Here is a 25152-nt window from a genome sequence, read left to right on the forward strand (position 1 = left end):
CGTGCTCCAGGCGAAGCTTGATGTTTCGTGTCACCTCCGCCTGGAGAAAGGGGTCGGGTTGAATTCAATGTGTGGTATGGCAAACGGCGCTGCCCGGCATGCGGTGCAGAAGCCTGGGGGACTCAGATCACGAAAAAGCCATGGGTGCCGTCGCGGGCCAGTTGCTCCACCAGGCCGAACTCCCAGTCCAGGTAGGCCTGCATGGCTTCCCTTGGGTTGTCGGTGCCTTCATAGGGGCGGCGATAGCGGTCGATGCGCGGCGAGGCGAGGTGACTCTCGCCTTCTTCCAGCGGCAGTTGTGCGGCAATCCAGCTGGCGGTGCCGTCTTGCAGCAGGAACACCTGCTTGCCGGTCAGGGCCTCGACTTCGGCCACCGCCAGGCGCGCCAGTTGGCTGCTGCCACAGGTCAGTACATAGCGCTGCGTCGCCGGCACCTTGGCCAGGGCTTGCGGCAATTGCCCGCGCAGGGCCCACCAGGCACCGGGAATGTGGCGTTTGACGTAGTTGGCGCTGCTGGTGAAGTCGAGTACGGCGGTGTCGCCGTGGGTCAACCACTCGGCCAGGGTCTGCGGGCTGATGACTTCGGCCTGCCGAGGCGCCGGGACCGGTGCCTGCCACGGGCCTTGCTCGCTGAAATGAGCCGGTTGCAGGTCATCCAGCACATGCACTTCCCAACCCAACTGGGCGAGCCAGGAGGCGGACATATTGGCCCTTACACCGTCGTCATCGGCCAGCACCAGGCGCGCACCGCGCACGCTGGCGACATGATCGGTTTCCTGCACCAGTTGGCCGCCCGGCGTCGAGCGGGCGCCGGGCAGGTGACCGGCGTCGTATTCTTCCGGGGTGCGTACGTCGAACAGGTAGGTGGTGCGCGCCGCTTGCTGCTGCCAGCCTTGCAGGTCGGCCAGGGTGGCGCGGCCCACGCGGGCCTTGTCGGCAACGCGGCGAGCTTCCTGGGCGGCGACCTGGCGATGTTCTTCCGAGGTGGGGGCGAAGCGTCGCGACTGACCGTGCTGCAGCGTCTGGCCGGCGAGGGTCCAGCCGATGGTGCCGTTGCGCAGGGCGAATACCCGATTGGCGATGCCGGCATTGATCAGCGACTGGGTGCCGATGATGCTGCGGGTGCGCCCGGCGCAGTTGACGATTATATGGGTGGCCGGATCCGGCGCCAGCTCGCGGGCGCGCAACACCAGCTCGGCGCCGGGGACGCTGATGCCAGTGGGAATACTCATGGTCTGGTACTCATCAAAACGCCGGGCATCGAGCACCACCACATCGGCCTCGCTGTCGAGCAGCGCCTGGACTTCTTCCGCCGCCAGGGACGGGGTGTGGCGGCGGCTTTCCACCAGCTCGCCGAAGGCCTTGCTGGGCACGTTGACGTCGATAAACAGCTCGCCACCGGCGCGGCGCCAACCATCAAGACCGCCCGCCAGCAGGCTGACCCGGGTATAGCCGAGCGCCTGCAAGCGCTCGGCGGCGATCTTCGCCAGGCCTTCGCCGTTGTCGTAGACCGTCACCTGGGTATCGCGGCGGGGGATGCGCGAGTAAACCTCCAGTTCCAGTTTGGACAGCGGGATATTGGCGGCGAACAGAGGGTGGGATTCGGCGAAAGGTGCTTCCTCGCGTACATCGACGAGGGCGACTTCTTCATGGTCCAACAGGGCCTGGCGAATCTGGGCGAAGGTGCGGTTCGATACAGTGCTCATTGGGCAGGGCTCTCTTTGGACAAATCCCAGATGTTCGGGAGAAAGGCGTTGGAATAACCGGAAATAAACAATTTCTCGCTGCCGTCGGGCTGATACACCGCACGGCGCACGGCACCGATATTGGCACCGTAGACATGGATGCTGATGGACACCTGGTCAGCAAAGGCATTGCTGACTTGATGGATGTCACCGATCTTCGGCGAGACGGCCTCGACCTGGCCCGGTTCCAGCCGGATCGGTTTGCCCTCGGCGCTCAACGTGCCGTCGGTGTTGCGTTCGAACCCTTGGGAATACTCGGCGCCGCGCAGCATGCCGATCAGCCCCCACACCCGATGATCATGAATCGGCGTGCTTTGCCCTGGCCCCCACACGAAACTGACGATGCTGAAACGCTGCCGCGAATCGGCATGCAGCAGAAATTGCTGATAGCGCTCGGGGCTGGGCTGGGCAAATTCGTCCGGCAGCCAGTCATCATGGCTGACCAGTTGCGCCAACAGCTTGCCGCCGCGGTGCAGCAGATCGCCTTCGCGAGGGTTGCCGTCGATCAATTCCGCCAGGGCGCCTATGAATGCTCTGAGTCTCTCCGGGTGTCGGGCCTGGGTCATGGCAGTTCCATCGTGGGTGATTCGTGGTGATGGGTTATCTAAGCATAATGTTTATAGTTAATATGCTATTTTTTAATGATTAGGTTATAGCTGAAAGTAATTTAGAACCGGTTTGACTGGCATTAGGCGTTATCGATAGGTGGGTGGGCTATCCAGGCGTCGTTTATCTCACTATGCTTTTCACACATCTTAATGACTGTTCTCTATGTGCGGGCCAAATGAAAATTGACGATATCGATGCCTTTGTCGAAGTGATTCGTTGCCAGTCCATCAGCCATGCCGCCGAGTCGTTGCAACTGACCCAGCCGGCGATCACCCGCCGCGTGCAGAACTTCGAGCAGGCGCTCGGAGTGGAGTTGTTCGACCGTAACACCAAGCCTCTCAAGCCTACGCTGATCGGAACCCGGGTGTATGAACAGTGCCGTATGATCCTGCGGGAGATGGATGCATTGCGCGAGTTGGTGGCCACCGATGCACCGCCCACCGGGTTGTTGCGCCTGGGCGTGCCGCAAACCATCGGTGACGTGGTGCTGCTGGACGCCCTCAAGCACCTGCGCACCGAATACCCCGATCTGCGCGCCCAGGTGGCCACGGGCTGGGGCAGCCAGTTGGTCGGCAAGATCGAGCGCGGTGAACTGGACGCGGCGGCGGCGCTGTTTCCGGCGGGCAAGATCTTCCCGGACAACATCATCGGTGAATCCATCGGCAAGATGGAACTGGTGGTGGTGTGCGCCAAGGCCCAGTTGCCCAAGCGCCCGTGCAAGCTGGCGGATGTCTACCAGAACGGCTGGATTCTCAATCCCGATGGCTGCGGCTTCCGGGCCGGGCTGCAACGCACCCTGTCGGACCAGGGCCTGGCCTTGCGGGTCAACCTGGAAACCTTCGGTACCGAGTTGCAGTTAGGCTTGGTGGCTGACGGCCTGGGGCTGGGCCTGGTGCCGCGGCCGTTGCTGGAACGCAGCGTCCATCGCGAGCAACTGGCGGTCATGCCCCTCAAGGATTTCAAGCCGGTGATGGACCTGTGGCTGATCTACCCGCACTTCCTCGGCAACCTGCAAGGGCCGGTGGATGCCTTTGGCAAACGGGTGGCGGCGTCGTTGCACAAAGTCAGAAACGCCGCATGATTGCGCTGCTGGATATGAAAAAAAATAATAATTAGCTTAGATTAAAATGTGCTTTTTATTATTTTTTTCCATCCCATAGGCTTGCCTGGAAGTCCTTAAGGCCATCCAGGAAGTTTTGCCATGAGCAGCGTCAGTCCGTTATCCAGCGTTTCGAACAATGTCCGACTGCGAGTCACTGCAGAAGAGTGGGAGGTCCGTGTCAAGCTGGCTGCGGCCTATCGGCTGGCGGCCTTGTACAAGTGGACCGATCACATCTACACCCATTTCTCAGCCCGGGTGCCGGGACCCGAGGAGCATTTCCTGATCAATGCCTTCGGCCTGCTGTTCGATGAAATCAGCGCCTCCAACCTGGTCAAGGTCGACATCGATGGCACCCTCGTCGACGACCCGACCGGGCTGGGCATCAACTACGCCGGTTATGTGATCCACAGCGCCATCCATGCTGCTCGTCCCGACCTGCAAGCGGTGTTGCACACCCATACCCGCGACGGCATTGCGGTGTCTGCGCAGAAGAGTGGGTTGTTGCCGATTTCCCAACACTCCATCGGCTTTTCCGGGCGGGTGGCTTACCACGGCTATGAGGGCGTGGCCCTGGACCTGGATGAGCGTGAGCGCCTGGTGGCGGACCTGGGGGACAAGAGCGTGATGATCCTGCGCAACCATGGCTTGTTGACGGCGGGGATCAGTGTCGAGCATGCGTTCCAGCAACTGCAGGGCCTGGAGCGGGCGTGCAATATTCAGATCGCGGCGCAGGCGGCGGGGAATGCCGAACTGATCTTTCCGCCGGCCGAGGTGGTGGCCAAGGTTGAGAAGCAGGCCGAGGTGTTCAAGAGCGGAGAAGGGCCGGGGGTGGCGCGGCATTGGAATGCGTTGATTCGGCAGCTGGAACGTACCGATACCGACTACAAGCATTGATCGGTCATGGGTGAGTTGATGCCCACCCTTCCCGAGAGGGAAAGGTGGGTTTTGCAAGGGGATCAACCCGAGTACAAAAGGTCGAACCCGACGCTTTCAAAAAGGCCGCTCTATGCGACCTTTTCAGCCGCTTGCCGCTCGCGTTCCGCCACCAACTGGCGGGTCAGGGGGATCAGGCGCTTGCCATAGTCGATGGCATCATTGAGGGGGTCGAAGCCGCGAATCAGGAAGGTGGTGATACCGAGGTCGTAATAGTCGAGCAGGGCCTCTGCCACTTGTTCCGCCGTGCCCACCAGTGACGTCGAATTACCCTGTGCCCCCAGCAGTCCGGCAATCCCGGTCCACAAGCGTTTATCCAGCCTCGAACCCTGGGCCGCCGCCGCCAGCAGGCGACGAGACCCTTCGTTCGGTGGTTCGCGCCGGACAAAACCGTTCTGCTCGGCCAGGGCGGTAGCCTGTTGCAGGATCTGCTCCGCACGCTGCCACGCCAACTCCTCGGTTTCGGCCAGGATCGGCCGCAACGACAAACTGAAGCGAATCGTCCGTCCGTGTTTGGCGGCTTCAGCCCGTACCCGGGCCACCACTTCCCGCACTTGCTCGTAGGTTTCCCCCCATAGCGCATACACGTCCGCATGCTTGCCGGCCACGGCGATCGCAGCCGCTGAAGAACCACCAAAGTACAACGGGATATGCGGCTGTTGCGGCGACTTCACCGTCGAATAGGCACCCTCGACCTGGTAGTAGATGCCTTCATGGGCAAAGGGTTTCTCGCTGGTCCATTCCTGGCGCACCACGCTCAGGTATTCATCCGTGCGGGCGTAGCGTTCGTCCTTGTCGATATGGCTGCCGTCGGCCCGAAGTTCGCGATCGTCGCCGCCAGTGATGATGTGAACGGCGGTACGCCCGCCGTTGAACACGTCCAGGGTGGCGAACTGTCGAGCGGCCAGGGTCGGCTGGGCAAAACCGGGCCGATGGGCAATCAGGAACTGCAGTTTTTTGGTCACGCTGGCCGCGTGGGAGGCAATGAGCGTGCTGTCCGGGCTGTTGGAGTGGAAGGCTACCAGGGCACGGTCGAAGCCGGCCGCTTCGTGGGCGCGAGCGACGGTTTCCACGTAGTCGGGTTGCAAGGTCGGGCCACTGCGGGGATGGATCTCCGAAGCGTGGTGGCCGCCGATGTAGCCGATAAATTCAATGCTCATGCTCAGTTCCTTGTGGGTAGGGGCGCTCTGTAGGGGTCGAAAGTAGGGGGCGGGGGCGGGGCTGTAAAATGCCGTTTTGTTCTAAGTTAATTATTAATTTGTAGAATTTTAAGAAATTATATTTATCAGAAATGTGCATTTTGTTGGTCGAGGTCGGTGTGGGCGGCGAGGCTGGCTTTATTATGCAAATAATTTATTGTTTTGATTTTATGTCTTATTTTTAATCATATTAGGTTATTCCCAAAAAGAATTTCACTGAGGTTTTTTATGCGACTAGCATGAAGCTGCAACGGCGCTCCTGGCCGTGTTTTTTGTGAGGACGGAAGCCCGATGAATGAAAAACCCCTGAATGCCAGCTCGTTTTCCATCGACAAGGCGGCTCGCTTCCAGGGCGAGCCTGAAGGTGTGTCACGACTGGTGCCCCCCTGGTTGCGCAACTGGCGCACCCCCGAGGTGTTATTGCGGTTGGTCAGCCCGATCGTGTTGCTGCTGGTATGGGAGTTGGCCTCCGAGCTGGGGCTGATCCCGCAACGGATCATCGCCGCGCCGTCGCAGATCGGCGGTACCTTGTGGGTGATGATCGTTTCCGGCGAGTTGGGCAAGCACCTGCTGGTATCCCTGCAACGGGCGCTGCTGGGGCTGGGGATTGGCGTCAGCATCGGTGTGGCGGCGGCGCTGATCACCGGTCTGTCCAAGCGTGGCGAGGTGATCCTCGATTCGCCGATGCAGATGCTGCGCACCATTCCCTCCCTGGCCCTGGTGCCGTTGTTCATCCTCTGGTTCGGCATCGGCGAGTTCACCAAGATCGCGCTGATCGTCACCGGCACCACCTTCCCGGTCTACCTCAACCTGTTTTCCGGTATCCGCAACATCGACCCCAAGTTGATCGAGGCCGCCAACACCCTGGGGCTCAATCGCCGCGAGTTGATCTGGCATGTGATCCTGCCGGGTTCGTTGCCTTCTTTTTTTGTCGGCCTGCGCTATTCCCTGGGGATTTCCTGGCTGGCCCTGGTGTTCGTCGAGCAAATCAACACCACCGCCGGTATCGGCTTCCTGGCCAGCGATGCGCGGGACTTCATGCGCACCGACGTGATTGTGATTTGCCTGTTGATCTACAGCGTCCTCGGCCTGCTGATCGATGGGCTGATCCGCACCCTGGAACGTTTCGCCCTGGCCTGGCGCCCATCTTTCGTGAGGAACTGACATGTCGAATATCGAATCCTTGGCGGCACCGGTACAGTTGCGCAATGTGGTGCGCCAGTTCGGTCAGCAACGGGTCATCGACGGCCTGGACCTGGACATCGCCCCTGGCGAGTTTGTCGCCCTGCTGGGCGCCAGCGGCTCCGGCAAGACCACCTTGCTGCGCAGCCTGGCCGGGCTGGACAGCATCGACAGCGGCCAGTTGCGCGTGCCCAAGGCCCGGGCGGCCGTGTTTCAGGAGCCGCGGCTGATGCCCTGGAAGCGGGCCTGGAAAAACGTGATCCTCGGACTGCGCATTCCCGATGCCAGGGAACGCGCGGTGCAGGCGTTGACGGAGGTAGGGCTGGCCCATCGACTGGACGCCTACCCGGCGACGCTCTCCGGTGGGGAGGCCCAGCGCGTGGCGTTGGCCCGTGGTCTGGTGCGCGAACCCAAGCTGCTGTTGCTGGATGAACCTTTCGCCGCGCTGGACGCCTTGACCCGGATCAAGATGCATCGGCTGATTATCGAACTGTGGCGCAAGCATACGCCGGCCGTGCTGCTGGTCACCCACGACGTTGACGAAGCGATTTTGCTGGCCGACCGCGTGATCGTCCTGGCCCATGGCAAGATTGCCGAGCAACTGACCATCGATCTGCCTCGGGCGCGGGACACGGGTCAGGACGGCTTCCAGGCGATCCGGGCACGCTTGCTGAGTCTTCTCGGGGTTGAAGTGGACGTCCCGGCGGCGGTGGGGCAAGCGGCTGCCAGTGGCGTGCGGCGGTTTGCCCATGGTTGAGTTGAGACTGTTGATGCTGGTGGCGGCCGCGTTGTTGCTGGGGGGCTGTGATAAAGCGGCCGAGGCCCCGAAAACCCATTCTGATTTATCGGGTGTGACCTTGATCCTGGGTGATCAGGCCAAGGGTTTGCGCACGGTGGTAGAAGCGGCCCACGCCCTGGAAGGCATCGACTACAAGGTTGAATGGGCCAACTTCCAGGGTGCCGCGCCGCTGTTCGAAGCCTTGCGCGCCGGCGCGGTGGACCTGGGCCCGGCCGGTGACACGCCGGTACTGGCCGCGGCCACGGGGGGCACGGCCTTGCGTATCGTTGCCGTACGCCGCAGCCAATCCCGGGGCATTGCGATCCTGGTGCCACCCGATTCACCGATTCACACCGTCGCGGACCTGAAAGGGCACAATGTGGTGGTCTCGTCCGCCCGTGGCAGCATTTCCCAGTACCTGCTGATTCGTGCCCTGGCCAATGCCGGAGTGGATGAGAAAGACGTCAAGGTCGGTTTTGTCCTGCCCACGGATGCGTTACCCGCCTTCAATGCCGGGAAGATCGAAGCCTGGGCCACCTTCGGCGTCTATCAGGCATTTGCCGAGCAGAAAGGCGCCAGGGTGCTGATCAGCGGGGAGGGGATCAATACCGGGCTGACCTTTATCACCGCGTCCGATGAAGTGCTTGCCGATCCCCTCAAGCGCAGGGCGTTGGGCGATGTGTTGCAGCGTTTCGCCAAGGCTTTTGAATGGGCGCAGAAAAATCCCGAGGAATACGCGCGGGTGTTTGCCAAGGCCAATGATATTCCCCTTGAGGTTTCTCAGTTGCTGCGCCGTTGGGGGGATGAGTCGTTGTTGCCGGTAGAGGCGAGGGATCTGCAGGCGTTGCAGCAGGTGGATGATCTTTTCGTCGAGAAGAAGATCTTTCCCCATCGGGTCGAGGTGGAGAAATTCACCGATGCGCAGGTGTTTTCGAATGAGTCGGTGGCGCTGAGTCGATCGACATCGACAGCCACAAATCCCAACTGATCGTTCTGAAGACGGACTCACGGGCGCCGATACAATCTGCGTCCGCGTCTAATGGAAGCGCTGGCCCGAGGCCTCGCCCTGGAGTTGGCGCCGATACGGGTCAACACGCTGTCACCCGGTCCGATCAATCCCCCCATTTTCACTGAAGCGCTGGGCGCCAGGCTGGTCTGAGCGGCCCAACCGGCCAGCTCTGAAAAAGCTCATGCCGGACGGTCATTCTCATAACGAACCAATAGAGGCAATATGCTATCTGCGTGGGGGCGCTTCAGCCACGGTTGGCACCCAAACGAATAAACGTTTGAAACAAGCGCTATAAGCTTTACTTGGAAGGCACATTGCTAGTAATCAGTAAGTGTCTTCAATTTTTGGCTCAGGGAGCGCAGATGAGTGTTCGTCCATTGACCGACTCCCCGCTGCAATCGAACGATTGCGATATTGTCGCTTCTCAACTAAAAGGGACCCCGGGTACGGTTGGCATGGCCTACGTTGGCAACGAGGACAGGATCGAAGACTTGCTGGACTCAGCGCGCAACTGGGCCCATACCACTGCCTGGGTGGTTTACCGCGCCGGAGAGCAAATGCACCGGGTCGGGCAGGGCGACCCCTCGCTGCAGTGGCCCTCGAGCGTCGCCCATGAAGCGTTTGACGCCTTTTGCCTGACCCGCCGGTTGCACCGCTGGCCGACGGGCAGAGGCGAAAACGTGCTGGGCTGGCTGCTCGCGCCCGTCAAGGACGCCGCGGAACCGGCGCTCGCCGAGTTTGCCCAGCGCCTGGGCATTGAGGTACAGACCAATACCCTGGCCCGTGCGCAGGTCACTCAGCGTGTGTTGTATGAGATTACCTACCTGGCCAGTTCAACCCGCGACCGTTCGGTGTTTCTGGTGGGGGTTCACCAGTTGCTGGCCAGCCTGATCGACGCCGAGAACTTCTACCTCGCGCTGTATGACCCGCTCAGTGGCAAGATCGACTACCCGTACTACGTCGACATTATCGACGTGGACGCCCTTGAAGCCGAGAACTACGAATACCTTGACCCTGGGCACCTGTCCTTGACCGGCCAGGTGTTGACCACCGGCCAGCCACTGCTGATCGACTCCGCCGGCATTCTCGCGGCCCAGGCCGAGGGCCGTTTCCACTGCGTGGGTGATCGTCCCGAGTTCTGGATGGGCGCACCCTTGAAAAATGCCTCGGATGAAGTGTTTGGCATGCTGGCGATGCAGGTCTACGACGTGGCCCGTATCTACAGTGCCGAAGACCGCGCGCTGTTTCTGGTGGTGGCCCGCCACGTGGCCATGGCATTGGACCGGATCCTGCACCGGGCGGACCTGGAAGAGACGGTGATGCGTCGTACCCTGGAGCTGTCGGCACTCAACGATGCCTTGAGGCAGGAGGTGCTTGATCGCGAGCGCGCCGAACACCTGCAGAGCGCGTTGTTCCAGATAGCCGAACTGTCGAGCCAGCCGGGCGACATGGCCGAGTTGTTTCAAACCCTGCATGGCATCGTCGGCGAGTTGCTGTTCGCGCAGAACTTCTACATTGCGCTGTTCGACGACGCGACTGGCGAAGTGACCTTTCCTTACTATGTCGATGAGCGACTGACCACCCACCCGGTGGCCCGGCGCGGGCGCCGGGGCTTGACCGAGTACGTTATCCGCCAGCGTCGACCCTGCCTGATCGATGCCGGCGAGTCCGAGCGCTTATCGGCGAGCGGTGAAACCGAAAGGGCCCATGAGTCTGTCCGCGCCTACTCCTGGCTGGGCATTCCCTTGTTCGATGGCGATGTGGTGCGGGGCGTGCTTGCCGTACAGAGCTACACCTCGCAGGTGTGCTACACCCTGCGTGACCAGGAGTTGCTGACGTTCGTGTCGCGACACATCGACACCGCGCTGTCGCGCCGCACGGCCGCCGAAGCGATCCACGCTGCCAACCTCATGCTCGAAGCCCGGGTGCAGAACCGCACCCGCGAACTCGATCATGCCAATGCCAAGCTGCAACACGAAAACTCCCACGATGCGCTGACCGGGCTAGCCAACCGTACCTACCTGCAACAGCGCCTCAACCAGGCCTGGTCACGGTTCGATAGCGAAGGCGGGCACCTGGCGGTGATGTTCATCGACCTCGACCGTTTCAAGATGGTCAATGACAGCCTCGGCCATCATTTCGGCGATCTGCTGCTGATGCAGGCCGCCGACCGTTTGCGCGGTTGCCTGCGTGACTCCGACATGCTGGCGCGCCTGGGCGGTGATGAGTTTTCGGTACTGGCTCCCGAGGCGCCGCTGGACAGGGTGATCGACATTGCCGAACGGATCCTGGTGGCGTTTGACCTGCCGTTTTTCATCAATGGCCATGAAGTCTTTTCGTCCTGCAGTATCGGTATTGTCAGCGCCGACAGCCAGTTCCATCAGGAGCCGGCCGACCTGCTGCGCGATGCCGATGCGGCGATGTACCGGGTCAAGAGCGCCGGGCGCGACAGCTACGCGGTGTTCAACCAGGAAGTACGCCGCGAAGTCTCGGACCAGGTCGAGCGTGAAGGGGCCTTGCGCAACGCCCTCAAGCGCACTGACGAACTGCTGCCGTATTTCCAGCCGATTGTCAGCGTCGAAAGCGGTGAGCTGCTGGCCCTTGAAGCGCTGGTCCGCTGGCATCAGCCGGGCGGGCGGGTGGTCGCGCCGGGCGAGTTTCTGCCGGACTTCGAGGGATTGCGCCTGATCGGTCGACTGGACCTGTACATGCTGAGCAGCATTGCCGTGATCCTCGCCCAGCCCCAGCACGCCCATTGGCCACCGGTACACGTCAATTGCTCGAGCTACAGCATGACGCGCCCGGACTTCGCCAGCGATGTGCTTGCACTGCTGGCGCGGCACCAGGTCTCGCCGTCGCGGATCTGCCTGGAACTGACCGAAGGTGCCCTGGTGGCGGAGCCGGCGCTGGCTCGACGCACCATGCAACAGCTGGCCGACAACGGCATGTCGGTGGTGCTCGATGACTTCGGTGCGGGCTTTTCATCCCTGAGCTACGTGCATCAATACCGTTTCAGCGGCTTGAAGATCGACAAGTCGTTCATCCTCGAACTGACCAGCAGTGCCCGCAGTCGCGCGATTGTCCGGGCGATTGTGCGGATGGCCGAATCCCTGGACCTGAACGTGGTGGCCGAAGGGGTCGAGGACGCCGAGACGCTCGAATTGCTGCGTGAAATGGGCGCGGGACAGGCCCAAGGTTACTATTTTGCCAAACCGATGGGGTTGCAGGCGTTGATGGGGTGTTTTTCTGGCAGCGGATCGGTTCTTGGCTGGAGCGGCAGCGCAGACGCGTAACCCCCAGCTTCTCCCGCCACCCTTTACCCATTCTTTACCTGCCCTTGTGTCTCGTTCGCCAGAGGCTCGGTTACGCTGCTCACCATCTTGATCTTGACGACTTTGTGAATCGAATGAACCTTCAACCTCGTTACTGGCTAGCGGTGGGCGCCTTAGTGGGCAGCCTGGGATTGATCTCTGGTTGCGCGGGCGATCCGCCAGACCCGCGAATCGAATTCACCGAGCTGGTCAATAAAGACCTGGCCAGCGCCTATCAACCGTCCCACAACGAAACAACCGGTTGGGGCGCCATCTGGCAACTCGATCAGCAATCGGTGGATGTGGCCTGGTTGGCGCCGGCTACCCATGAGCGCCTGCCGTTGATTATCTACTTGCCGGGGTTGGGTGAGCCGGCCTCGGGCGGTGTGGAGTGGCGCAAGGCTTGGGCGCAAGCCGGTTATGCGGTGCTGTCTGTTCAAGGGCACGCCTATGATCAGTCGATTTTTGCCTCGGCGCAGGCGTTGGATGGCGACTTCCGTGGCGTGGCGAGCACTCATTACACCGCCGCCGCCTTGCGCGACAGGCTGTCCACCTTGCAGAAAGTCCTGACTGAGGTTCGGGCCCGGGCCGCGAAAGGCGACGCACAACTGGCGGCCATCGACTGGGACCAGGTCGTGGTGGCCGGCTTTGATTTAGGGGCACAGACCGCTGAGGCACTGGCCGGGGCGCTGGAACCTGGCGCTACGTCGGGCGTCGCGATTCAGCCCAAGGCGGTATTGCTGCTCAGCCCTTATGTGGAAGCCGGCGCCCGGCCAGAGGTGTTCGCCCAGATGTCGGCGCCCGTGCTGTCGATGACCGGTCAGGAGGATGAAGATCCGTTCAACTGGGTCAGTTCCTATCGCCAGCGACAGGTGCTGGGCGAGTCGGTGACGATGGCCGGCAGCGTTCAGTTGGAGCTGAACAAAGCGACGCACAAGACCTTGTCCGGTACCGAACTGTTCAACCGACCGTCGAAAAAAGCCGACAAGGGCAGCGACCCGTCCGGCGATGCTCCCAAGAGTAGAGGGCACAAGCACGGTGGCGCCAAGCCCGGCGGTGGCGTCCATAGTTCGATGGTGGGCGAACCGGCCCCGGATCCCAAGCAAGTGGCCGCGATTCAGGCAATCGGTGTGGCGTTTCTCGATAGCCGCATCAAACACAATCCCGCGGCCACCGAATGGTTGCTGAAAGGCGCGCCAGGTTGGCTGGAGGGGGCGGGGCGGTTGAAGTAGTCATGGCCGGATCTTGGTGCGCTAGCAGATCGGTCTACTCGTGAGTCATGGCGGGGTTTTCCCTACAGCAACTCCCCGCAGATTTAACGGATGGGCGATGTCATTCGTTCAGCAGAGCTTGAACGACAGGATGTCGATATTCTTCTTGTGCAGGCTGCTCTTGGGCGTCAGGCGCATGTACCAGTCGCGAAGCCAGCAGGCCATGCTCGACTCGGCCTGTTCGATGCCGCTCATGAAGCGCGCGGCGTTGACGATTCCGTTGGTGCGGGGGTGCCGATACGCCTCGTACTCCGCCAGCGCGGTGCGCAGGTCAGACGTTCTTGCCAGTCGATCAGCCAGTACTACCGCGTCTTCGATAGCCTGCGCCGCCCCTTGACCCAGGCTCGGCAACATCGGATGAGCCGCGTCGCCCAACAGCGCCACATGCCCGTCGCAGAACTGCTCCACGGGCTGGCGATCCCGGGCATGCATTTTCAATATGACATCGTCGGGCGTCGCCTCGATCGCGGCACGGACTTCCGGTGCCCAGCCGGCATAGGCGTCGAGTACTTCCTGTTTGTTGATGCTCAAGGCGTCGTGCGAGGCGTTTTCATGGTTACAGGTCCCCCACCAATAAGCATGGCCGTCGCCCACGCTGCAAAGCCCGAAGCGCTTGCCGCGGCCCCAGTAGTGCGCCACGTAGCCTTCAGTCATGACCGGGTGACTGAACGGCGTTACCGCCAGCCAGGCGATATAGCCTGAGGATCGTATGGGCGTCTCGCCCAACATCTGTCGGCGGATAACCGAGTTGAGACCGTCGGCGCCAATCAGCAGGTCAGCCTCGTCGGTACTGCCGTCTTCGAAGCGCACCGTCACGCCATTGGCGTGGTTGGTATAACCCGTGCAGCGCACACCCGTTACCAGCGTGTCGGGGGCGAGCTGCTGCGCCAGCGCACGCAGCAGCAAGGGCCGCTGGATACTGATACTGGGGTAGCCCAGCTGCTCGCCTATCTCATGAATGGGGATGCTGGTGATGGGCTCGCCACCCGGTTTCTTGAAAAAGAACTGGCGGATCTCCTGGCCAGCCTGTTCGACCGGAGCATGGGCACCGATCGAATGCAGCGCCGCCATGGCATTGGCCATGATGGACAAGCCGGTGCCGCCGGTGCGCAGCGTTTGAGCCGCTTCGAAGACCTTGACCTGCCATCCCGCGCGTTGCAGTGCGATGCCCGCGGTCAGGCCGCCGACACCGGCGCCTGCCACGATAGCTTTCCTGGGTTCTGTCATGCTGTTTTCACCTGTTGCAAGCCATTCAAGTCTGACGGAGCTGTCAATCCGGCTCCGTTGCCCGCGTTTCCTGTCAGGGCCGCGTCCATGTGTAACTTGATGAATTTGCCAACCCGCTGGATATGGGGTTCGCGCATCATCGTCAGGTGATCGCCTTCCACGCCAATGCGCTGTACCCGAGGAGAAACAGAGCGCCATCCGCGGTACGGATCGCTAAAGGCGGTGCCCACCAGTTCGTGGGGGCCTTGCAGTACTTCGGGCAGCTCTACATCCGCCGCGAATAGGGTCACGGGCAAGTCCCGTGGCGGGAAACGGTACTCCAGCATCCCTTGCCAGTTGGCATGGAATACTCGGAACAGTTGGTCCAGTGTCGCCACGGTAAAGGTTTCGTCGAAAATGCCCTGATCGATGCCGTGCTGTCGGATCACCGCGAAGGCTTGCGAATCGCTCATCGAGGAAAAGTCCAGGGCCTGATAGTCGTATTCCTTCTGGCCGTCGCCGCTGAGCAATTCCCACATGAACCAGTTGATGAACTCGGAGCGTTCGACCTGCACCTGGTCTTGACTGATACGCACGATGGTGTCGAGCAGGAACACGTTATGCACAACCCGCCCGCGACGCTGCAACTCGCTCGCCAGCTCATACGCCACGACGCCGCCATACGACCAGCCACCGATATTCAGCGCCCCGTGCGGTACGACCTGCTCGATGGCATCTGCGTAATACTTCGCCTGGCCGTGTACCGATGGGATCGGCTCTCGGGCGTCCCAGGTTCCCGGCGCCTGCAGCGCAAGAAGATTAACCTGATCCTTGAGGACGCGCGCCAGGGCGGCATAGCACAGCACGTGGCCGCCTATAGGGTGGACGAGAAACACCGGTGGCTTGCCAGGCGCGTTCTTGAAGTCCACCAGCGCGCCAGTAGCGGAGTGTCCGGTTTCGCTCCTTTGCAGCACTTGGGCGAATTCGGCGATGGTCGGGGCCTGGATGAAGTCGGACAGTGATGGCTCCAGACCTTGATGCATGACCAGCTTCGCTACCAGTTGCACCGCTTTGAGCGAGTTGCCGCCCACCTCGAAGAAGTTGTCATGGACACTGATCTCCTCCAGGCCCAAGGCTTCCTGCCAATAAGCCTGCAACAAGTCTTCAGTGGCATTTCGGGGCCCGGTGAAGGGCCGCAGCAGAGTGTTTTGAATCTCGACCTTTTGCAGTTGCCGGCGGTCGATCTTGCCGGTGGGACCCAGTGGCAGTTGCTCAATGCTGATCAGCGTGTTCGGCACCATGTAATCGGGCAATGCAAGGCGCATCTCTGCCTTGAGTTGATCCAGATCCAGCATGCGCCCCGGCATCGTCTGGACAAAACCCACCAGATAACGGCTGCCATCGTTTGCAGGCTTGTCGATAACGGCGACTTGCCGGATGTCGGCGCCGAATCGGGCGGAGCCCAGCATGGCCACCTCGATCTCGCCCAGCTCGACGCGGTAGCCGCGAATCTTGACCTGGGCATCACCGCGGCCTTGATAGACCAGATCACCCCAGGGCAGGTAAAACCCGATGTCCCCGGTTTCATATAGCCTGCGGGTCTGGCCCTCCAGTTGCCGATAGACAAAACGTTCGTCGGTCAGATCGGATCGATCCCAGTAGCCATTCGCCAGGCAAGGACCTTCGATAAACAGTCCGCCTATGACGCCGACCTGGCAGGCATTACCTGCCGCATCTAGAACATGCAGGCGTACCCCGTCTACAGGCGTACCGATCGACGGCATGCTCGGCCAGGTTTCGCTGGCACCTTCAAGCTTCAGGCGCGTGACCACATGCGACTCGGTTGGCCCGTAGTGATTTTCCACCTGACACTCTTCGAGGCCGGCAATCAGGTCACGGATCTCACTGGTGATCTTCAACTGCTCACCGGCCACGTTGATCCGACGCAGCGATACCGGGCGAATCCCCAACTGCATGGCCACTTCGGCCAGTCCCTGAAAGGCGACGTAGGGCAGGAACAGACGGTTGATCCGCTGCGCGCAGATCAACTTCAACAATTTGATGAAGTCATAGCGCAATGCTTCTTCGATCATCACCAGTTCAGCGCCGCAGGACAGGGTCGAGAGAATTTCCTGGAACGATACGTCGAACGAGATGGATGAATATTGCAGTGTTTTCAACGAGACGGCCGGGTCGATGCCCTGCGCCTGCTCGCGGTTCTGCCAGAGGATCAGATTGCTCAAGGCGCGGTGTGGCATGGCCACACCTTTGGGACGGCCTGTCGAACCCGACGTATACAGTACGTAAGCATTGTCGTCGGCCTCGATGCCCGCAGCGAGCAGGGCAACCCGCTCATGGCAGCGCTCCGCATCGTTGTCGAACCCGGCGACCACGCTGTCCCAGTGCCGCTTGTGTACGTGCTCCGTCAGCGATGTCAGCCGCTTTTCAGACGCGTCGGCGAACAGTACCAGGCTTGGCTGCGAATCTTCGAGAATCAGCCGGATGCGATCATCCGGGAAGTTCAGGTCAATCGGTACATACGCGGCGCCAGACTGTATGACACCGAGCAAGGCCACGATCAGATCAGGCGAGCGGGGCATCATGAGCGCAACCCGGTCTCCCTGGCCTATTTTGTGCCGGTGCAGCCAGCTTGTCGTCTGCGCACTGGCGTCTCTCAGCTGGCGGTACGATAGCCGGGTCCCGCCGAAACTCACGGCGGTTTGTTGGTCATGGCGGGCAAAGCTGTCCAGCAACAGACTCGCCAGATTGTCATGAGCCGATGTGGCGGCCGGGGCTGGCGTGGTCTGCTCGAGAACAGCTGACCATGCCGGTACGCAGGGGCTGGCCTCTGGCGCATCCATCATCAATGCCAGTGTGCGCAACAGGTATTCGGTATAAGCCTGGACCTGGCTTTCAGCGACGCGGGCAGTGCGGTAGTCCATCTTCAAAATCAACGAGCCGTTGCCCGGATGGCGACCCATGGTGGTCAGCAGGTCATAGTTGCTGGCTTCGGTCGTTTCCCAGTCAATGAGGACTCCATCGTCCTGGGCCAGCATGTCATTGAGCACATAAAAATCGACATAGTTGAACACCACGTTCAAGGTTACGTCGGTTTCGCGGTGGATCAGCGCGAACGGATAGCGCCGATGAGTGAACACCTGTTGTTCCTGGGCAATCGATTGGCGGACCAGCTCAAGCCAGCTCTGGCCCAGGGTGTTGAAACGCACGGGCAGGGTGTTGAGAAACAGCCCCAGAATCGAGGCCGCATCCTCAAACTCTGGCCGACCGTGGCTGATGATGCCGCACAGCACTTCTTTCTGGTTGGACATGATGGCTTGTGCAAAGCCGTGAGCCGTCAGCAAGACCGAGCGCAACGGCAGATCCTGCGCTCTGCAGAACGCCTCGAGCCGGGCCAGGTCAGCCGCCGGCATTTCACGGTAGGCCGAGCGGTGCGCTATAGGGTCCGGTGCGACCGCATGGACCCAACTGGTCATCGACGCGGCAGGCGCCTCGCGCAGGTATTCGTTCCAGAACAGACGATGCTCATCCGTCATCACAGCCTCCTGCTCCAGGGCAATGAAGTCGGCGGGCGTGGTGGTCAGGGCGGGCAAAGCGTCTGCCCCCGGCGCCGAGGTGTAGAGTGTGATCAGGTCACGCATCAGGGTGGCGACGCTCCAACCGTCGAGAATGGCGTGGTGAAAGCTGAACACCAGGTCAATGTCGTCCGCCGCGACGAATACGCCGAACTGATACAGGGGAGCCTGATGCCAATCCTGACGATGGCGCTTGCGCTCTTCAACGTAAGTGGAAACCGCCTGTGCCCGCTCGGCAGGGCTCAGAGAGGTGACGTCAACGACTTGCACCGGCGACACGACCGTGGAATGCACACGAGCCATGGGCGTTGCGCTGTGGCTTAGATCAAAGGACATGCGCAAGGCCGGATGACGCCGGATCAATGCGTTGCACGCCCGGCTCCATGCCGCGGCATCCCAGCGCAGGCGTAGCCGGTAGCGAAAGATGTCGTGATAGATCGCCGAGTCCGGGTGCATCATCGAGTGATAGATCATTCCGACCTGAAGCTGCGAAGCCGCGAACACCTCATCGAACACGCCCTCGCTGGCCAAGCGGATGTCTTCTGAAACTTGGGCAAAAGGCTTCACATGTTCTACGGGCTGCCATTGCGATGAGGGTGCCTGCTGCGCGTTCACAAGCCGAGCCAATTGAGCGATGGTCGGGTTCTGGTAAATCTGTGTCAGCGTGAACGCCATGCCTTGCTCACGGGCCTTGATCTGTAGATGGATGACCTTCAGGGAATCGCCGCCGAGCATGAAATAGTTGTCATGGACGCCCAGTACGTCTCGTTTCAGGTTGTCTTTCCAGAGCTGCGCCAGCGCCTGTTCCAGTGCCGTGCACGGCGCTGTCGTGTCGGTGCTGCCCAGGGTCTGTACGGGTTCGGGCAAGGCCTTGCGGTCCAGTTTGCCGTTTGCATTGAGCGGGAAGTGCTCCAGCTGAACAAAATACCTCGGCACCATGTAGTCGGGGACGTGCTGGCGCAGATGCTCCTGCAGCGCCTGCGCTGAAAGCTCGTTTCCGCTGGCGCTGACCAGGTAGCCGATCAGATAGGTATCACCTCCGGTTTCCTGGCGAGCGATCACCACCACATCCCTGACACCTTCGCAGGCCAGCAGATGCGCTTCGATCTCACCCAGCTCGATGCGCAGGCCGCGGATCTTCACCTGGAAGTCATTACGGCCCAGGTACTCGACAGTGCCGTCGGCCAGCCAACGGCCCAGGTCGCCGGTCCTGTAGAGGCGGGCATTCGGGTCGTCGCTGAACGGGTCGGTGAGGAAACGCTCAGCCGTCAGTTGTGCACGGTTCAGATAACCGCGTGCCACTTGAACCCCACCGATGTAAATCTCTCCCGCGACCCCCAGGGGGACGGGCTGCTGATGGGCATCGAGCAGGTAAATACGGGTGTTGGCAACCGGTTTGCCGATCGGCGTACTGTCGGGTGTGTCGGGGCCCGAGCAGTCCCAGGCGGTGACGTCGATGGCCGCTTCGGTCGGGCCGTACAGGTTGTGCAGCGCGATGTCCGGCAGTTGCGCCTTGAAGCGGCGAACCAGATGCCCGGGCAACGCTTCACCGCTGCACAGCACGCGCCGCAGGTCACTGAAGCCCTGGTTGTCGCCATACTCCAGAAAGACATCGAGCATCGAAGGCACAAAGTGCATCAGGGTAATGCCGTGTTCACGGATGACTTGAGCGATATAGGCCGGATCCTGATGACCGCCTGGCCGTGCCATGTGTAACTGGGCACCGGCCAGCAGGGGCAGGAAAAATTCCCAGACCGACACGTCGAAGCCGAAGGGGGTCTTTTGCAGGACACGGTCGGTTTCATTCACCCTGTAGTGGTCTTGCGCCCAAAGCAGGCGATTGACCACGCCACGGTGCTCGTTCATCACGCCCTTGGGCGTGCCGGTGGAGCCGGAGGTGTACAGCACGTAGGCCAGATGAGCCGAGGTCAGGTCCTGCACGTGTGGGTTGGCAACCGATTGACCCGGAAATGACTGACGGTCCAGATCAATCACCGGCACCGAAACGTTCGACTGTAGACTCAATGTCGCGCGTTGAGCCAAGACCGCAGCGGGAGCACTGTCCTGCAGCATGTAGGCAATCCGGTCCGCAGGATAAGTCGGATCCAGCGGTACATAACTGCCGCCTGCTTTCAGGATCGCCAGTAAACCAATGACCATCGACTCGCTACGTTCGGCGCAGATCGCCACACGACCATCCGGTTTTACCCCGATATCGAGCAAGTGATGCGCCAGTTGGTTGGCCCGGTTATTCAGCTCGCGATAACTCAGGCGGATATCGCCATGCACCACAGCGACCGCTTGCGGCGTGCGCTCGACCTGGGCTTCGAACAACCCGTGGAGTGTCTGCTCCAACGGGTAATCGAATCGAGTGGCGTTGAACTCGACCATCAGTTGCTGGCGCTCCCGCTCCGGCAGGATCGAGAGGCTGTGCAAGGGCGCCTGAGGTGCCTGTTCAAGTGCTTCGACCAGGCTTTCCAGCGCGGCCTGCACGTAATTGCAGACACGCTGCGCACCGATCTCGACAACGGTCTGGGCGTTGAGTATGAAGTCCTCCCCCAGGTCGTCCACGTTCAATGTCAACAGGTAGTTACTGCGTTCCTCGACGTTCAATACTTGAATGCCTGCCCATACTGCACCGGCTTCCTTGCTCAAGGCTTCGCTGTCAGTGTGTCGGTAGTTGAGCAGGGCGCTGAACAGGGGCAGGTCGCTCGGCACAGCGCTGCAGCGCTGCGCCAGTGCCAGCGAGGCATGCTCATGTTCGAGGAGTGCGGACAGCTGTGCATGAGTGGCTTGAACGCTGGCCTGAGCCCCCTGATGACCCACGTCGATGCGCATCGGCAAGGTGTTGATGAACATGCCCAGCGCCCGGTCTGTGCCCGCCGAGCCGCTCATGCGACCGATCAGGACGGTGCCGAAGACAACGACATCGCGTCCTGAAAAGCGTCCGACGACCTGGGCCCAGGCCAGGTGCATCAGGCTGGCTGCACTGACCCCGGACAGCCGGGCCTGCTTGCGCAGGCGTTGGCTCAAGGTGTTATCAATACGGTGATGCACTTCTTCGATCCCGCTCCCGTCGCCTTGCACATCGTGCAGGTCGAACGGCAGGGTCGGCTCGTCGATGTCGCCGAGCAGGTTGCGGAAGAAGGCTTCATGGGCTTCGAGGCTGACGCCCAGACGGGCCTGAGCCACGTAGTTGCGGTACGGCACCGAGGCCGGCAGGTCATGGCCTTCACCCAGCATCAGCGCCTGTATTTCGTCACGCATCACTTCCAGGGCGGTGTGGTCGAGCACCAGGTGATGGCACAGCAGCAGCGAGACGATACGCTGCCGGGGGGCATCGTAGGCACTGACCAGCCGCATCAACGGTGCCTGTCGCAGATCCAGGCGATAGTGCCGCGGGTCATAGCGGTGCTGCAGTTGCGTGGAGATATCGCCTTGAGCCGGATCAAGGTCAAGGGTTTCGGTGGCCAGGGTGGCCTGACGCCACACCACTTGCACTGATTCATCCAGTCCTTCCCAGAGCAGGGCGGTGCGAAGGATATCGTGGCGCTGGATCAGCCGTTGCAGTGCCTGGCTGAATGCGTCCAGGCAGGCTTGATCCTGGAAGGCAAAGACTGATTTCAGGACATAGGGATCACCGCGCTCAGCGCGCAGGTGGTGGTAAAGAATACCTTCCTGCAGCGGCGCCAGGGCATAGATGTCCTGCACGTTGGCCACGCCCCCGGGCACGGAGGCCACGATGCGATCGATAGCGTCCTGGGTCAGGTCCGCCAATGGCAGCATGTCCGGGGTAATGCGTTTGCAGTCCTCGGGGATCAGATTGGCAGGTGCCACGACTTCCGTGCCGCCGCCCACGGCAGCGGCCAGGGCGGCCAGGGTCGGCTGGCTGAACAGCACGCGAACATCAGCCCTCAGGCCGATCTGACGCATGTGCTCTATCAGCTTGACGGCCAACAATGAATGCCCGCCCAGCTCGAAGAAGTGGTCATGGCGACCCACCTGATCGATGCCCAGCAGTTCTTGCCAGATAGCGGCGATAGCGGTTTCGGTGTCGCCGATGGGCGCCTCGTATGCGCGGCTGACCAGCGATGATTGACCGGGAGCGGGCAGGGCGTTGCGATCCAGCTTGCCGTTTGAGGTCAGCGGCAGAGATTCAAGGCGCGTGTAGGCAGCAGGTACCATGTAGTCCGGCAGTTGCGCCTGCAAATGTTTGCGCAGTATGTCGGGGCTCACTTCAGCATCAGCGGTGAAGTAGGCCACCAGACGCTTGTCGCCCGGCACGTCTTCACGGGCCATGATCACAGCTTCTTTTACCGCCTCGTGCCCGGCCAGACGGGCTTCGATTTCACCCAGTTCGATACGGAAACCACGGATCTTGACCTGATCGTCATTACGCCCCAGGTACTCGAGGCTGCCGTCAGCAGACCAGCGTACCAGATCGCCAGTGCGGTACAGCCGGGCACCGGGCTGTTCGCTGAACGGGTTGGCGAGAAAGCGCTCTTCATTCAGTTCGGGACGATTCAGGTAGCCACGCGCCACCCCGGCGCCACCGACATACAACTCACCGGCCACGCCCAGAGGCACGGGCTCGCGGCGGGCGTCGAGCACATATAGCTGCAAATCCGCTATTCGTTGGCCAATCGGGCTGACGCCCGTTCGCTCGGCATCGGCGGCTTGCAAGGGGTAATACGTCACATGCACCGTGGTTTCGGTGATGCCGTACATGTTCACCAATTGCGTCCCGGCGTTGCCTGACCTTGTGTACCAGGGCTTGAGGATTGCGGTGTCCAGCGCTTCGCCGCCAAAGATCACTTGACGCAACGAGTGCGCCTGCTGGCTGTCAGCCTGTGCGGCGATCAGTTGGCGGAAGGCGGAAGGGGTCTGGCTGAGCACCGTGATCCCGGCGTCGCAGATCAGCGCATAGCATTCCTGCGGTGAGCGGCTGACCATTTGCGGGACGATCAGCAGCTGCCCGCCGTGAACCAGCGCGCCCCAGATTTCCCAGACCGAGAAGTCGAAAGCAAACGAGTGGAACAGTGCCCAGACGTCATCTGCGCTGAAGCCAAACCACTGGTCGGTGGCCGAGAACAGGCGGGCCACGTTGCGATGCTCGACCTGCACGCCTTTTGGCAAACCGGTGGAACCTGAGGTGTAGATCACGTAGGCCAGATGCGAAGAGTCCAGTCCCGGCACGTGCGGATTCTGGACGGATTGCACCTGCAAAGCGGCATCGTCCAGATGGATGACGGGCAGTGAACCGAGCGACAGCATGTCCGCTGTCGCGGCCTGTACCAGTACCGCGGCCGGTGAGCTGTTTTGCAGCAGATAGGCCAGACGTTCAGCGGGGTAGGCAGGGTCCAGCGGCACATAACCTGCGCCCGCCTTGAGAATCCCCAACAGACCGATAATCATCTGTGGCCCACGTTCGACGCAGATGGCGACCCGATCATCCGGGCCGATGCCCAGATTGATCAAATGATGCGCCAGTTGGTTGGCTTCGCGGTTCAGTTCCGAGTAAGTCAGCGCCTTGCCGTTGTGGTCGCTGACGGCGCAGGCGTCCGGTTGGCGTTCTGCCTGTTGCTCGAAGCGGGTGTGAATGAGTCCGTCCTGAGGGTACAGGTGTTCAGGGGCGTTGAATGTCTGCAGCACCTGTTGCCGTTCGGCCATCGGCATGATCGGAAAGTGCGAAACCGGTGTGTCTTGTCGTTCGATCACGTGGGTGAGCATTGAAAGAATGCGTGTTTGAATCTGCTGCACTTCTTCCAGCGTGAAAAACGCCGTATTGAAGTTGAAGTCCAGATAAACGTCTTCGCTCGGATTATAGTCACACACGAAAATCGCCAGCGGCAGGCGCTCATACCCGCTGTACTGGGGGAATACTTCGATCGGGCTGTCCCCGAATACCACATCTCCGTCGAGACTCTCAAACGACAGTGACAGGTCAAACAGTTGCCGACGGCCCGCCTGGCCCAGTTTCAAAATCCGGTTAAGTTCTGCTATCGGAAAGCGTTGATGTCGGTAGCTGCGGCGCAACTTGGCGGAAGTCGTCTGCATCAGTTCCAGAAACGAAGCCTGGGGGGCCACTTCGAGACGGATGGGATTCAGAGAAGAAAACATGCCCGCCGTGTTCTTCTGGTAAGCCGTTGTCCGGTTGTGGACCGGCATGCCGATCACGATGGAGTCGACGCCGGTGGTACGGCAGAAGTAAGTGCCGATGATGCTCATGAAAATATGGGGGAGTGACAGGCCCTTACCGCTTGCAAACCGCGCAAGTTCATTGAACAGAACCCGGGGAATCATCATCTGGCTCAGCGCGCTGGGCGCTAGGCGGTTGTCGGCAACCGCAATACGCGGCTGCAGCAAAGGGGGCGGCAGCTCGGCATACAGCTCTTTCCAGAAAGTCTTGTCACGTTCGAAGCGGGTCGATTCCAGATAGGCTCGATCCTCTGCGAGAAACGAGAGATAAGAGTTCCCTTGAGCTGGATTGTGATCGTCACGCAGCAGGCCGTTATAAGCATCCGCGACAGCATGAACGAGTAAATAGACCGTGACGCCATCACCTATAAGGTGGTGGTAGCGATGCTGGCAGTAATACCGACCCGGCCCGCAGCGCACGAGCCTGGCTTCCCAAAGCACCTCGCCCAGCAGGCTGAACGGTTGACGGAAAGCCTCTTGCAGGTACGCCTTCACATGTTCCTCGGAGGCCTGTTCGCCAGAAAACTCGACAACGCTCAGCTTCGCCTTGACGTAAGGCATTACGCGTTGACGTACATTCCCGCCCTGCACGCTGAGAACCAGGCGCAAGGACTCATGGCGATCCACGACCAACTGGAACGCTTTCTCGAACAGTGGAATATCCAGTTCACCCTTGATCTCAAGGACCATGCCGATGTTGTAGTAGGGCAGCTCTGGGTTTGCGATCTGGTCAAACCAGACGCCTTGTTGAGGGGAAGTGAGTTCAAAGCCTGGACTTTCATTGTCGAACATTGGCAAGTCAGCGGAGGTCATATTGGCGCCTGCATTCAAGTCACTTAAGCTCGTCAACAGCCAATGAATCGGCCGTGAAAAGTCAGGAAATAGGAGAGGATCGGTATGTGCAATTGACGGTCTGTTTGTTCGGTAATCACAGCGAGTTGACCATGATGGCATTGTGGTCTCAGGCTGGCTTCAGCAGTTGATATCATTCACGTAAAGTACCAGCGGGTGAGTAA

The 25152-nt window shown here is 60.8% G+C and carries 12 protein-coding genes; 7 read left to right on the forward strand and 5 right to left on the reverse strand.

Annotation, left to right across the window (positions count from 1 at the left end; all coding sequences use genetic code 11):
* Positions 1-122 precede the first annotated feature (122 nt).
* Together M5B42_RS22375 and M5B42_RS22380 are read right to left on the reverse strand one after the other, a co-directional pair.
* A complete protein-coding gene (locus M5B42_RS22375) occupies positions 123-1706 on the reverse strand; it encodes a rhodanese homology domain-containing protein (protein WP_248747048.1) in 1584 nt (527 codons plus the stop codon).
* The gene (locus M5B42_RS22380; RefSeq protein WP_103498422.1) at positions 1703-2311 is read right to left on the reverse strand and encodes a cysteine dioxygenase; all 609 of its coding nucleotides are present in this window, start codon (positions 2309-2311) and stop codon (positions 1703-1705) included. The genes M5B42_RS22375 and M5B42_RS22380 overlap by 4 nt, the downstream gene beginning before the upstream one ends.
* Before the next feature lie 218 nt (positions 2312-2529).
* Here M5B42_RS22380 and M5B42_RS22385 point away from each other — a divergent pair, with 218 nt between their 5' ends.
* Positions 2530-3435 (forward strand): LysR family transcriptional regulator, encoded by a 906-nt coding sequence (locus tag M5B42_RS22385; RefSeq protein ID WP_248747049.1) that lies wholly within the window; start codon positions 2530-2532, stop codon positions 3433-3435.
* Positions 3436-3555: 120 nt separating this feature from the next.
* On the forward strand, positions 3556-4350 hold the full coding sequence (locus M5B42_RS22390; protein ID WP_248747050.1) for a class II aldolase/adducin family protein: 795 nt from the start codon (positions 3556-3558) through the stop codon (positions 4348-4350).
* A 110-nt stretch (positions 4351-4460) separates the two neighbouring features.
* Here the strand turns inward: M5B42_RS22390 and M5B42_RS22395 are convergent, their stop codons facing one another.
* The gene (locus tag M5B42_RS22395) at positions 4461-5549 is read right to left on the reverse strand and encodes an LLM class flavin-dependent oxidoreductase (RefSeq protein WP_248747051.1); all 1089 of its coding nucleotides are present in this window, start codon (positions 5547-5549) and stop codon (positions 4461-4463) included.
* 330 nt (positions 5550-5879) lie between these two features.
* On the opposite strand from M5B42_RS22395, the gene M5B42_RS22400 reads away from it, so the two are divergent.
* From M5B42_RS22400 to M5B42_RS22420, 5 genes are all read left to right on the forward strand, one after another.
* A complete protein-coding gene (locus tag M5B42_RS22400) occupies positions 5880-6752 on the forward strand; it encodes an ABC transporter permease (RefSeq protein ID WP_248747052.1) in 873 nt (290 codons plus the stop codon).
* Position 6753: 1 nt separating this feature from the next.
* On the forward strand, positions 6754-7527 hold the full coding sequence (locus M5B42_RS22405) for an ABC transporter ATP-binding protein (RefSeq protein ID WP_152740776.1): 774 nt from the start codon (positions 6754-6756) through the stop codon (positions 7525-7527).
* Positions 7520-8536 (forward strand): ABC transporter substrate-binding protein, encoded by a 1017-nt coding sequence (locus tag M5B42_RS22410; protein WP_248747053.1) that lies wholly within the window; start codon positions 7520-7522, stop codon positions 8534-8536. Before M5B42_RS22405 ends, M5B42_RS22410 begins: the two co-directional genes overlap by 8 nt.
* A 383-nt stretch (positions 8537-8919) precedes the next feature.
* Entirely contained in the window at positions 8920-11850 is a 2931-nt protein-coding gene (locus M5B42_RS22415; RefSeq protein ID WP_248747054.1) for an EAL domain-containing protein, read from the forward strand.
* A gap of 113 nt (positions 11851-11963) precedes the next feature.
* The gene (locus tag M5B42_RS22420; RefSeq protein WP_248747055.1) at positions 11964-13100 is read left to right on the forward strand and encodes an alpha/beta hydrolase; all 1137 of its coding nucleotides are present in this window, start codon (positions 11964-11966) and stop codon (positions 13098-13100) included.
* Between the two features lie 108 nt (positions 13101-13208).
* Here M5B42_RS22420 and M5B42_RS22425 read toward each other — a convergent pair whose 3' ends face one another.
* Positions 13209-14366, reverse strand: a complete 1158-nt coding sequence (locus M5B42_RS22425) for an FAD-dependent monooxygenase (RefSeq protein ID WP_248747056.1) — start codon at positions 14364-14366, stop codon at positions 13209-13211.
* Positions 14363-24949 (reverse strand): non-ribosomal peptide synthetase, encoded by a 10587-nt coding sequence (locus tag M5B42_RS22430; protein WP_248747057.1) that lies wholly within the window; start codon positions 24947-24949, stop codon positions 14363-14365. The genes M5B42_RS22425 and M5B42_RS22430 overlap by 4 nt, the downstream gene beginning before the upstream one ends.
* Positions 24950-25152: the final 203 nt, after the last annotated feature.

Origin of the sequence: Pseudomonas sp. MWU12-2037, from assembly GCF_023242345.1 — a bacterium.
Taxonomy (GTDB): Bacteria; Pseudomonadota; Gammaproteobacteria; order Pseudomonadales; family Pseudomonadaceae; genus Aquipseudomonas; species Aquipseudomonas gingeri_D.

Coding starts and splice junctions, on each gene's coding strand:
- M5B42_RS22425 (WP_248747056.1), bottom strand. CDS start 14,366: ATGACAGAACCCAGGAAAGCTATCGTGGCAGGCGCCGGTGTCGGCGGC.
- M5B42_RS22410 (WP_248747053.1), top strand. CDS start 7,520: ATGGTTGAGTTGAGACTGTTGATGCTGGTGGCGGCCGCGTTGTTGCTG.
- M5B42_RS22415 (WP_248747054.1), top strand. CDS start 8,920: ATGAGTGTTCGTCCATTGACCGACTCCCCGCTGCAATCGAACGATTGC.
- M5B42_RS22375 (WP_248747048.1), bottom strand. CDS start 1,706: ATGAGCACTGTATCGAACCGCACCTTCGCCCAGATTCGCCAGGCCCTG.
- M5B42_RS22385 (WP_248747049.1), top strand. CDS start 2,530: ATGAAAATTGACGATATCGATGCCTTTGTCGAAGTGATTCGTTGCCAG.
- M5B42_RS22380 (WP_103498422.1), bottom strand. CDS start 2,311: ATGACCCAGGCCCGACACCCGGAGAGACTCAGAGCATTCATAGGCGCC.
- M5B42_RS22405 (WP_152740776.1), top strand. CDS start 6,754: ATGTCGAATATCGAATCCTTGGCGGCACCGGTACAGTTGCGCAATGTG.
- M5B42_RS22400 (WP_248747052.1), top strand. CDS start 5,880: ATGAATGAAAAACCCCTGAATGCCAGCTCGTTTTCCATCGACAAGGCG.
- M5B42_RS22430 (WP_248747057.1), bottom strand. CDS start 24,949: ATGACCTCCGCTGACTTGCCAATGTTCGACAATGAAAGTCCAGGCTTT.
- M5B42_RS22395 (WP_248747051.1), bottom strand. CDS start 5,549: ATGAGCATTGAATTTATCGGCTACATCGGCGGCCACCACGCTTCGGAG.
- M5B42_RS22390 (WP_248747050.1), top strand. CDS start 3,556: ATGAGCAGCGTCAGTCCGTTATCCAGCGTTTCGAACAATGTCCGACTG.
- M5B42_RS22420 (WP_248747055.1), top strand. CDS start 11,964: ATGAACCTTCAACCTCGTTACTGGCTAGCGGTGGGCGCCTTAGTGGGC.